This window comes from Caulobacter sp. P1_B12_2, assembly GCF_056406675.1.
In genome coordinates this window covers 1-10,650 of sequence record NZ_JBFTZS010000127.1, presented here as the reverse complement: position 1 = coordinate 10,650, position 10,650 = coordinate 1, and the positions used below count along the sequence as shown (strand labels likewise).

The following is a 10,650-nucleotide window of genomic DNA, read 5'->3' as shown; positions in this document are numbered from 1 at the left end:
GATCGGTCAGGTGCTGCATGGCGCTCTTGCCGGGCGGCACAGGTTCGTCGGGATACTGTTCGTTCAGTTGGCCCAGGTCGAAACCGATGCGCTCGACGATCTCGATCGTGCGCTCCACCGCCTGGGGCCAGCGCTCGAACAGCCGGGCCATTTCGACCGGGGTCTTGATGTGGCGCTCGGCGTTGGCTTCCAGGCGAAAGCCCGCCTCGGTGATCGTGCAGCCTTCGCGGATGCAGGTCATCACGTCCTGCAGCGGCCGCCGCTCGGGGCCGTGATAGAGCACGTCGTTGGTGGCGACCATCGGCGCGCGAGCGTCGCGGGCCAGGTCGGACAGCCGCGACAGGCGCTTCAGATCCTGGGCGGCGTAGGCCCGGCTGGCGGCCAGCCAGACCCGTCCGCGCAGTTCGCCGGCCATGCGGGTCAGGTCGGTCTCGAAGGCTTCGTCCAGTTTCGCCGGCGGCACGATCAGGGCCAGCTGGCCGTCGGCATGTTCGAGAAAGTCCTTCCAGAACAGGTGGCATTCGCCCTTCTCGGCCCGGCGCTGGCCGACGGTCAGCAGGCGGGTCAGGCGGGCGAAGGCTTCGCGGTCGGACGGGTAGCAGAGCAGGCTGGGCGTGCCGTCCATGAAGTCCAGCCGGCAGCCGGTCAGGGCGCGGATGTCCAGGTCCTTGGCCGCCGTCCAGGCCCGCACCACCCCGGCCAGGGTGTTGCGGTCGGCGACGCCCACGGCGCTCAGGCCCAGGGCCTGGCCGGTCAGCATCAGCTCCTGGGCGTGGGAGGCGCCGCGCAGGAAGGAGAAGTTGGTGGTGGCCTGGAGTTCGGCGTAGGCGTGGGTTTTCATGAACACGCCCTTGCCCCCTTCGGGCCGACGGCCCTCCTTCCCCCATAGGGGGAAGAGGACCCGCGCGGCGGTCCTTCGCCCCCTATGGGGGCGGACAGGCGGCGCAGCCGCCAGGTGGGGGCAAGTGCGCGGCTACCCAAACAGGCCATGCAACCACCACTTCGGGATCTTCTCCCCGTCGCCATAAAGCCCGGCCCGGAAGATCCAGAACCGCTCGCCCGCCTCGTCCTCCACTCGGTAATAGTCGCGCACCTTGCCGGGCCCGACCTCGTCGAAGGCCTTGCGCCACCATTCCTGGCCGATCCGTTCTGGCCCCTCGGCCAGGCGCACGCGGCGCGACTTGCCGCGCCAGCGGAACTGGACCGGCGGGTCGTCCGGCAGCTTGGCCACCACCTCGATGGCCTCGGGACGACGCAGCAGGCGGGAGGGCCTGGGCCGGTCGGGATCCCAGGCCGTTTCCGGCGTCGGGTCCAGCGGCGCGGCGCGGCGCACCGAGCGTTCCGGCACGTGGCTCTGATGCGGATCGGCCCGCCAGACCCGCCCCTCGCCCAGGCGATTGATCAGCCGGTCGACCAGCGGCGCCAGGCCCTCCTCCAGGCTGACCCCGCCGTCGGCGTCCAGGCTTCGCTGCGCGGCGGACAGGGCCTCGACATCGGCGGCCCACAGGGTGACGACCTCGATCCCGAAGCCCGGGTCGACCGTGTCCAGCTTGGGCTTCAGCAGCTTGGCGATGCGGGCGGGGTCGCGGCCCGGGCGCGACAGGCCCACGCGCAGCGGATAGTCACGGCCGTCCAGGCGGTGGAACACCAGCTCGAACCGCCGCGCCCCCTGCCCTTCGGCCTCCAGCCGGGCGCACAGCAGGGCGCAGATGTCGGCGGTCACCCGCTCCAGATCCTCCAGGGCGCTGATCGGTTCGAAGAAGGCCAGGCGGTCGAACCAGGGGGTGGCGGGACGGCGGAAGGTCAGGGCTTCGCGGGCCGCGCCCAGGGCCTGGTCGATGCGCATCAAGGCGGCGAGGCCAAAGCGCTTGGCCAGTTGGGCGCGTGGCAGGGCCAGCAGCTGGCCGACGTGGAACAGGCCCAGGCGCGGCAGCTGGGCCTGGGCGGCCTCGTCCAGACGCAGGGCCGCCACCGGGAGCGACGCCAGCAGCGGGGCCTGGCCGCCAGGCGGGGCGATCGTGCGGTCGGGGGCGTAGCGGGCCAGGGCCCAGGCCGCGCCGGGGGTGTCGGCGATCGCCCCCCTCGCCGGCGCGCCCCAGCGTTCCAGTCGGGCCAGCAGGTCGTCGAGCATCGCCGCCTCGCCGCCCCACAGATGCGAGACGCCCTCGACGTCCAGCAGCAGGCCGTCCAGCCCGTCCAGGGCCACGGCCGGCGAGAACCGAACGCACCAGTCGCACAGGATCTCCAGCGCGGCGCGATCGCCGTCCGGGTCGTGGTCGGCGGTGAGCAGGTCGGGAACCAGGGCCGCGGCGTCGGCGGCCTTCTGGCYGACGTGGAGGCCGAGCGCCGCGGCCGCGKCGTCGACGGCGGCCAGGCGGCGCGTGCCGCCTTCGGTGGCGATCAGGGCGACGGGCGCTTCAGCCGACGAGCCGGAGTTCGGGTTCGTTCGCCGCCACGTCGTGATCGGCCAACTTAGACACCAGACGGAAAGAATGCGGGCCATCGGCGGCCTCCGCTTGTTCGAGGATCCAGGCGCCGGGACGGCCGCCCCGGCAGCGTTCGAGTTCGACCCGCCAGCGCGGCGGGCCCAGGCCGGGATCGCCCGGCGGCGGCTGGCTGGGGGCGGCGGCGATGCGCCAGCGGGTCTGGACGGCCGAGCCCGACACCTCGCGCGAGCTGCTCCCCCTTGGGCCGACCGGCCCGCCATAGGGCCGTCTTCGCAGCAGCACTCCGGTCGAACCGCGCCGCTCGCAGGCCAGCTGCAGGCGGCGGCCGGCCTTCAGGTCGGGCGTCTCGGCCTCGCCGATCGCGGCGGCGACTCCGACCGTGGCCAGGGCGTCCTCCAGCACCGACAGCACCTCGGCCTCGTCGCGGGCCCGGACCTGGATCAGGCGCTCGACCGGAAAGCCCAGATTGACCAGGCCGGGCGCGTGCAGGTCGTCGCGCCGCATCACCCAGACCACCGCGCCCTTGGCCGCCAGCGGCCGCAGCATCAGGGCGGTGAAGGCCGCCGGGGCCGCGCCCGTCTCCTCTTCAAGCCCCGATCCGCCCACCTCGTGCCAGCCGCCGCGTTGAAGGCCGCCGGCCGGAAAGCAGCCGTCGATGCGCGGATCGCCGAACGGCAGGACGGGAGGCGGAGTCCGAGTCCCCGCTTCCATGGCGGCGATCTGGGCTCTCAAAGCCGAAAGGGCGGGTTTCGCCCCGGGCATGCTCAACACTCCCCAAGACACCTAGGATGTTCCACTTTTGTTCTGATCCTCCGGACTTGGAGAGTCAAGCGGAGCCCATCATGGTGTTCGCCGCGATCAGGAGGCTCCAGATGACCGAAGTCGAACTCCACACCGACGGCCCGGTCTGGACCGTCACCATCAACCGCCCCGAAAAGCGCAACGCCGTGAACCCCGACACCGCCCTGCAGCTGCGGGCGGCGTTCGACGCCTTCGAGGCCGATCCGGAGGCCGCCGTCGCCGTGCTGACCGGGGCGGGCGGCACGTTCTGCGCCGGGTTCGACCTGGCGGTCGCCGCCGCCCAAGACCAAGAAGGGGGCGAGGGCGAGCGCTACGACCCGGTCGGCGAGGGCCCCATGGGGCCGACGCGGCGGCTGCTGTCCAAGCCGGTGATCGCCGCCGTCGAGGGCCATGCGGTGGCCGGCGGGTTGGAGCTGGCCCTGTGGTGCGACCTGCGGGTGGCGTCCACGAGCGCGATCTTCGGGGTGTTCTGCCGGCGCTGGGGCGTGCCGCTGATCGACGGCGGCACGGTGCGGCTGCCGCGCATCGTCGGCCAGGGCCGGGCGCTGGACATGATCCTGACCGGCCGGGCGGTCGAGGCCGCCGAGGCCTTGAGCTGGGGCCTGGCGGACCGCGTGGTCCCGGCGGGCGAGGCGCTCGTCGCGGCTCAAGGACTGGCCGCCCAGATCGCCGCCTTCCCGCAGATCTGCCTGCGCGCCGACCGCGCCTCGGCCTTCGCCCAGTGGGACGTCTCGCTGGAAGCGGCGCTGAAGGTCGAGGGCGTCGGCGGACTGGAGCCGCTGCGCCGCGAGGCCCGGGCCGGGGCCGCGCGGTTCAAGGACGGCGAGGGGCGCGGGGGCAGTTTTGAGCCATCCCAATAATCCGCTCATCCCGGCGAAGGCCGGGACCCAGATGGAATGGTCGTGGGGATGACGCCAAGCGCGCATCGCCCTTCCAATCAGCCACTCAGCTATAGGATCTGGGTCCCGGCATTCGCCGGGATGAGCGGAGCTTTGAAAGCTAAAACCGCGCCTCGGCCCGCCACCACTTGGACACCAGCATCGGGCCGAACGCGGCGCTGATGCCGCAGGCGTCGGCGAACAGGTCGAACCACGAGGCGTCGCGGCCGACGAAGCCCTGCAGGATCTCGATCCCCCCGCCGAACGCCAGGATGACCAAGCCGATGCGGTGCAGCCGGCTGTGCGGCAGGGCCAGGCTGGCCAGGATGCTCAGCACGTAGAAGACGATGAAGTGCTTGGCCTTGTCCCAGGGGATCAGGCCGATGCTGTCGTCGTCCGGCAGCAGGGCCCGGGCCAGGGCGTAGGCCGAGGCGGCCAGGAAGACGATGAAGACGATGCGGTTGATCTTGCGGGCGCGGAGGGACATCGGGGCTCCTGGCTGGATGCTCCGCACCTAGCCGGTCCGGTGAGGCTTGAACATGGCGGCCGGCGATCTTGGCCGTATCCAGTCGAGGCCTGCACGCGGTCTGCACCAGCATCCCCTCTCCCCCTGCGGGAGAGGGTGGCGGTCCGAAGGACCGTCGGGTGAGAGGTCGCGCCAACGAAAACCGCCGCGCCCAGCGGTCAGGCTGGACGCGGCGGATGGTTCTGAGAGACCCCTCATCCGTCAGCTTCGCTGACACCTTCTCCCGCAAGGGGGAGAAGGGTTCAGGGCGTTAGAACGTCAGCGCGCGCGCTTCCTTGACGTGCGGCAGGGCCTGGATCTTGGCCAGCAGGGCCTCGTCCGGGGCCTGGTCGACGCCGACCAGGGCGATGGCGTCTTCGTCTGCCGACAGGCGGCCCAGGTTGAAGGTGGCGATGTTGACGCCCGCCTCGCCCAGCAGCATGCCCAGCGCGCCGATGAAGCCCGGCTTGTCCAGGTTGTTGATGTAGAGCATGGCCGGCGAGAAGCCCGCGTCCAGTTCCATGCCCTTGACCTCGACGATGCGGGGCGCGCCGGCGATCACCGTGCCGGCGAAGGCGCGCTTGCCCTTCTCGGTGGTGATGGTGACGCGCATCAGGCTGTCATAGGTGGGGCTGACTTCCTGGCGGCTCTCCGAGACGGTGATGCCGCGCTCCTTGGCCACGGCGGGCGCGGAGACCATGTTGATCTCGGCCAGCATCGGCTTGAGGATCCCGGCCAGCGCGGCCGAGGTCATCGGCTTGACGTTCAGCTTGGAGACCTCGCCCTCGAAGGCGATGTCGATGGCGGAGATGCCGAAATCGACCATCTGGCCGGCCAGGGCGCCGATCTTCTCGGCCAGGGCCACGAACGGCTTCAGCTTGGGGGCTTCTTCCGCCGTGATCGACGGGCTGTTGAGGGCGTTGGTCACGGCGCCGGTCAGCAGGTAGTCGCTCATCTGCTCGGCGACCTGCAGGGCGACGTTCTCCTGGGCTTCGTTGGTGCTGGCGCCCAGGTGCGGGGTGGCGACCACGCGGTCCGAACCGAACAGCGGGTTTTCCTTGGCCGGCTCGGTGACGAACACGTCAAAGCCGGCGCCGCCCACGTGGCCGCTGTCGAGCAGTTCGCGCAGGGCCGTTTCGTCGACCAGGCCGCCACGGGCGCAGTTGACGATCAGCACGCCCTTCTTGGTCTTCTTCAGATTGTCGGCCGACAGGATGTTGCGGGTCTTGTCGGTCAGCGGGGTGTGCAGGGTGATGACGTCGGCGCGGGCCAACAGGTCTTCCAGCTCGACCTTCTCGACGCCCATCTCGATGGCGCGCTCAGGGCTCAGGAAGGGGTCGTAGGCCACGACCTTCATCTTCAGGCCCAGGGCGCGGTCGGCGACGATGCCGCCGATGTTGCCGGCCCCGATCAGGCCCAGGGTCTTGGCGTACAGCTCCACGCCCATGAAGCGGTTCTTCTCCCACTTGCCGGCCTGGGTGCTGGCGTCGGCCGCCGGCAGCTGACGGGCCAGGGCGAACATCATGGCGATGGCGTGCTCGGCCGTGGTGATCGAGTTGCCGAACGGGGTGTTCATCACCACCACGCCCTTGGCGGTGGCGGCGGGGATGTCGACATTGTCGACGCCGATGCCGGCGCGGGCGATGACCTGCAGCTTGTGGGCGGCGGCGATCACGTCCTTGTCGAGCTTGGCGCCCGAGCGGATGGCGATGCCGTCATAGTCGCCGATCACGGCGATCAGTTCGTCCTTGGACAGGCCGACCTTGATGTCGAAGTCGACGCCGCGGTTCTTGAAGATGTCGACGGCGGCGGGGCTGAGCTTGTCAGCGATGAGAACGCGAGGAGCCATGATTTGGTGTTCCAGTCCTGGGAGCCGCCCTGCCCTTCGACGGACTTCGGGTGACGGCTACGGATTTAGGGGGTCTGAAATCCCCGTCCCGAACAGATCGAGGGACGAGGATTCCAGTCGCTGCAGGTGTGCTTAAGCGGCGGCCAGTTCGGCGCAGACCGAGGCGAACGCCCAGTCGAGCCAGGGCGTCAGGGCCTCGAGATCCGAGGCCTCGACGGTGGCGCCGCACCAGATGCGCAGGCCGGCCGGGGCGTCGCGGTAGCCGCCGATGTCGAGGGCCGCGCCCTCCTTCTCGAGCAGGCTGGCCAGCTTCTTGGCGAAGTCGGCCTGGGCGTCGTCCGGCAGGGCCGCGATCTTGGGATCGACGACCTTGAGGCACACCGAGGTGTTGGAGCGGATCTCCGGCGTGGCCGCCAGGAACTCGACCCAGGGCGTACGCTCGACCCAGTCGGCGATGACCGCCAGGTTCTGGTCGGCGCGGCCCTGCATGGCTTCCAGCCCGCCGATCGAGGCGGCCCACTTCAGGGCGTCCAGGGCGTCCTCGACACACAGCATCGAGGGCGTGTTGATGGTCGCGCCTTCGAAGATGTCGGCGGCGATCTTACCGCCCTTGGTCATGCGGAACAGCTTCGGCATCGGCCAGGCGGGGGTGTAGCTCTCGAGGCGGGCCACGGCGCGGGGCGACAGGATCAGCACGCCGTGCGCGCCCTCGCCGCCCAGGGCCTTCTGCCAGGAGAAGGTCACGACATCCAGCTTGGTCCAGTCCAGCTCCTGGGCGAAGGCGGCGCTGGTGGCGTCGCAGATGACGATGCCTTCGCGGTCGGCGCTGATGAAGTCGGCGTTCGGGACGCGGACGCCCGAGGTGGTGCCGTTCCAGGTGAAGACCAGGTCCTTGGCCGGATCGACCTTGGAGGTGTCGGGCAGTTGGCCGTAGGGCGCGTCGAGCACTTCGACGTTCGGCAGCTTTAGCTGCTTGGTCACGTCGGTGACCCAGTCCTTGCCGAACGATTCGAAGGCCAGCAACTGCACGGGCTTGGCGCCCAGCATCGACCACATCGCCATCTCGACGGCGCCGGTGTCCGACCCGGCGACGATGCCGATCAGGAAGTCGGCGGGGACTTCCAGAACTTCGCGCGTCTGGTCGATGGCGGCCTTCAGGCGGCCCTTGCCCAGCTTGGAACGGTGCGACCGGCCCAAAACGGCGTTTCTGAGATTTTCGGGGGTCCAGCCTGGGCGCTTGGCGCAGGGGCCGGAAGAGAACTCGGGGCGAGCCGGGCGGATCGCCGGCTTGGCGAGGGTCGTCATATCGATGTCTCCCATCCTTACAGATGGACTGCACCCCGTTGGGGGGGTGTGGCCCGCCGGCGAGAAACCGCGTTTCGTCGGCGAAGGCAAGGAGAGATTTTGCCGCGGACCGGACTTATCGTCCGCATCCGGCAATTATTTTGCGGCGATGCGCTTACGCTTGCGCCAGGCCAGCAGGCATCCCGCGGCCAGGCAAAGCAGCACGCCCAGGCTGACGAGATTGTTCACCATGGCGTAGAGGCTGTCGTAGGACTTGCCCGCGACCAGGTAGTAGCCGTGAAGGCTGAATTGGGCGGCCTGCAGAAGAACGGCGACGCCCAGCCAGGCGGTGGTGTAGCGCAGCGACAGCACCAGCAGTCCGGCGCCGAACAGGCCGTCCACCAGGAAATAGCTGGGTTTCTGGATCGCCTTGTCGGGAATGAGCCCGATCAGCGTGATGGCCAGCGACATCACCACCACCAGGATGGCGACCTGACGCTCGACCGGCCCGCCCAAACGCCAAGCCAGAAGGCTGACGCCGAGGATCAGCATCCAACCGACAAGGATCAGGAGCTCTAGGTGCATGTCTTGGGTCTCTAACCGAAATTAGAGACCCAAGGTATTAAACTATCGCAATGTGGCTTAGCTGGCGGCGCGCATGTCGTGCTGGACCAGCGAACCTTCCTTGCCGATCACGCCGATCAGCTTGGTGCGGATGCCGACGCGCAGGCGGACTTCGTCCAGTTGAGCGTGGGCTTCGACCACGGCGGTGCGGGCGGCGGCGAGGGCCGAGACGGCTTCGGCGAGCTTGGCGCTGGCGCCGTTGCCGACGGTGGCCGACAGGTTCAGATCCTTACGGGCCTGCATCAGTTCCGCCATCATTTCAGCGGTTTCCACCATCGCGGCGTCCACAGCCGCTTCAGTAGCGAACAGCTTGTTGGCGACACGTTGTGCAACGAAAGCCTTTTCCACGCCCATCTCCTTAATGACAACCTAAAGAAGAAGGTAAACCAAATGTTAAGGCTGGGGTATAAAAAACAACCGTTAGCGTTTGTTTGGCGCGTGCGAGGGTCTTCGCGGAAGCGAACCGTTAGGAAGATCGAGCGAGAATAGGGCCGTTAAAACCAACCCGGACGGGTCATGAACGACGAGAGCCGCGATTTCGAAGGCATGCCGCACGCGCCTCTACAGGCGCGAATCGCAGGCGTGGCCTTGGTCACGACCGTGGTGGCGCTGGTCGCCGCGTGTCTGTGCTTCATGCTGCAGCAATGGAGCGTGGCGCGTCAGGAAGCGCGCGCCAATCATGAGATCCTCACCCAGATGGTCGCGGCCGGCGCCGCGGTGCCCCTGGCCGATCACGACGCGGTCGGCGCCAACCGGGCCCTGGAGGCCGTCGGCAAGGCCCAGCACGTGGCCGCCGTCCGGCTGATCGACCAGGAAAACCAGGTCGTCGCCCAGCTCGGCGCGCCCACCGTCAAGGACGCCGAAAAGATCGTTCAGCCGGTGTTCCTGGCCGGCAAGCGCGTGGGTCGGGTCGAGCTTCTGGTGCGCCAGCCCAGCATCGCCGAGATCCTGTCGCGCGACCTGGCCCTGACCGGCGCCCTGTTCTTCGGCTCGGCCGGCCTGGCGATCCTGCTGGCCAACGGCCTGGYCCGCCGCATGACCAAGCCGATGGAGCGCCTGTCTCAGGCCATGCGCGAGGTCGCCGCCGACGGCCGCTTCAAGCCGGTGGAGCAGGCGGCCGACGACGACGTCTTCCACAGCCTGACCGACAGCTTCAACCACCTGGTCTCGCGGCTGGAGGTCAACGACCACGACCTGCGCGGGGCGATGGCCGAACTGGTCAAGGCGCGCGACGACGCCAACGCGGCCAATGTGCTGAAGTCGCACTTCCTGGCCAATATGAGCCACGAGATCCGCACCCCGCTGAACGGCGTTCTGGCCATGACCGAGGTGATGGCCATGGGCGAGCTCAGCGCCGCCCAGCGCGAGCGCCTGTCGGTGATCCGCGAATCGGGCGGCCTGCTGCTGTCGGTGCTCAACGACGTGCTGGACCTGTCGAAGATCGAGGCCGGCCGCCTGGACCTGGTGGAGCGCGACTTCGACCTGGCCAGCCTGGCCCTGTCGGTGCGCGAATCCTTCGCCACCCAGGCGCGGGCCAAGAGCCTGGAGTTCGGCGTCTTCGTCGCGCCGGAAGCCCTGGGGGCATGGCGCGGCGACGCCGACCGCCTGCGCCAGATCCTGGGCAACCTGGTCTCCAACGCCCTGAAATTCACGCTGGAAGGCTCGGTCTCGGTCCGCTTCGCCTCGGCGGACGACGGCAGCGGCCTGCGCATCGACGTGGTCGACACCGGCATCGGCATCAACGCCGAGACCCTGCCCCGCCTGTTCGACAAGTTCGTCCAGGCCGACAGCTCGACCACCCGCCGGTTCGGCGGTTCGGGCCTGGGCCTGTCGATCTGCAATGAACTGGCCACGCTGATGGGCGGCGGCGTCCATGTGCAGAGCCGCGAGGGCCAGGGCTCGACCTTCACCGTCGTGGTGGCCATGCCGCGCGGCGAGATGACCACGCCCGCGCCGATGGAGGCCGCCCCGCCGCCGATCGAATCCGAGCGCCGCCTGCGCGTGCTGGCCGCCGACGACAATCCGACCAACCAGAAGGTCATCGCCGCCGTCCTGGCCCCGCTGGGCGCCGAGGTCGAGCTGGTGGCCGACGGCGCGGCCTGCGTCGACGCCTGGAAGCGCGGCGGCTTCGACATCGTGCTGATGGACATCCACATGCCGGTGATGGACGGCGTCGAGGCGGCCCGCACCATCCGCTCGCTCGAGGTCAGCGAAGGCCGCAAGCGCATCCCGATCGTGGCGGTCACCGCCAACGCCCTGGTC

General features: G+C 69.4%; 10 protein-coding genes. 2 read left to right on the top strand and 8 right to left on the bottom strand.

The annotated features are described in order from the left end of the window. From AC1DZ6_RS10050 to AC1DZ6_RS10040, 3 genes are all read right to left on the bottom strand, one after another. Positions 1-841, bottom strand: an 841-nt coding sequence (locus AC1DZ6_RS10050; protein WP_477097044.1) for a PHP domain-containing protein, incomplete at its 3' end; no start/stop codon positions are given. Positions 842-973: 132 nt separating this feature from the next. Further along, positions 974-2,503, bottom strand: a complete 1,530-nt coding sequence (locus AC1DZ6_RS10045; RefSeq protein WP_477097043.1) for a DinB/UmuC family translesion DNA polymerase — start codon at positions 2,501-2,503, stop codon at positions 974-976. Continuing rightward, the gene (locus tag AC1DZ6_RS10040) at positions 2,418-3,209 is read right to left on the bottom strand and encodes an ImuA family protein (RefSeq protein WP_477097042.1); all 792 of its coding nucleotides are present in this window, start codon (positions 3,207-3,209) and stop codon (positions 2,418-2,420) included. The genes AC1DZ6_RS10045 and AC1DZ6_RS10040 overlap by 86 nt, the downstream gene beginning before the upstream one ends. Positions 3,210-3,319: 110 nt before the next feature. Here AC1DZ6_RS10040 and AC1DZ6_RS10035 point away from each other — a divergent pair, with 110 nt between their 5' ends. Further along, entirely contained in the window at positions 3,320-4,108 is a 789-nt protein-coding gene (locus AC1DZ6_RS10035; protein WP_477097041.1) for a crotonase/enoyl-CoA hydratase family protein, read from the top strand. Between the two features lie 139 nt (positions 4,109-4,247). Here the strand turns inward: AC1DZ6_RS10035 and AC1DZ6_RS10030 are convergent, their stop codons facing one another. The 5 genes from AC1DZ6_RS10030 to AC1DZ6_RS10010 all read right to left on the bottom strand — a co-directional run bounded on the left by AC1DZ6_RS10030 (position 4,248) and on the right by AC1DZ6_RS10010 (position 8,736). Further along, positions 4,248-4,613, bottom strand: coding sequence for a VanZ family protein (locus AC1DZ6_RS10030; protein WP_477097040.1), 366 nt, complete (start codon positions 4,611-4,613; stop codon positions 4,248-4,250). Between the two features lie 289 nt (positions 4,614-4,902). After that, entirely contained in the window at positions 4,903-6,483 is a 1,581-nt protein-coding gene (gene serA, locus AC1DZ6_RS10025) for a phosphoglycerate dehydrogenase (RefSeq protein ID WP_477097045.1), read from the bottom strand. A 129-nt stretch (positions 6,484-6,612) separates the two neighbouring features. After that, complete coding sequence (locus AC1DZ6_RS10020; RefSeq protein ID WP_477097039.1) at positions 6,613-7,785, bottom strand: phosphoserine transaminase; 1,173 nt, start codon at positions 7,783-7,785, stop codon at positions 6,613-6,615. Between the two features lie 135 nt (positions 7,786-7,920). Then, positions 7,921-8,349, bottom strand: coding sequence for a hypothetical protein (locus tag AC1DZ6_RS10015; protein WP_477097038.1), 429 nt, complete (start codon positions 8,347-8,349; stop codon positions 7,921-7,923). Positions 8,350-8,406: 57 nt separating this feature from the next. Continuing rightward, positions 8,407-8,736, bottom strand: coding sequence for a hypothetical protein (locus tag AC1DZ6_RS10010; protein ID WP_477097037.1), 330 nt, complete (start codon positions 8,734-8,736; stop codon positions 8,407-8,409). 168 nt (positions 8,737-8,904) lie between these two features. Here AC1DZ6_RS10010 and AC1DZ6_RS10005 point away from each other — a divergent pair. Then, on the top strand, positions 8,905-10,650 hold a 1,746-nt coding region (locus tag AC1DZ6_RS10005; RefSeq protein WP_477097036.1), incomplete at its 3' end, for an ATP-binding protein.

Excerpts from the sequence above, each read along its gene's own strand:
- AC1DZ6_RS10040 (WP_477097042.1), bottom strand. The coding sequence starts at position 3,209 with ATGCCCGGGGCGAAACCCGCCCTTTCGGCTTTGAGAGCCCAGATCGCC.
- AC1DZ6_RS10035 (WP_477097041.1), top strand. The coding sequence starts at position 3,320 with ATGACCGAAGTCGAACTCCACACCGACGGCCCGGTCTGGACCGTCACC.
- AC1DZ6_RS10030 (WP_477097040.1), bottom strand. The coding sequence starts at position 4,613 with ATGTCCCTCCGCGCCCGCAAGATCAACCGCATCGTCTTCATCGTCTTC.
- AC1DZ6_RS10020 (WP_477097039.1), bottom strand. The coding sequence starts at position 7,785 with ATGACGACCCTCGCCAAGCCGGCGATCCGCCCGGCTCGCCCCGAGTTC.
- AC1DZ6_RS10015 (WP_477097038.1), bottom strand. The coding sequence starts at position 8,349 with ATGCACCTAGAGCTCCTGATCCTTGTCGGTTGGATGCTGATCCTCGGC.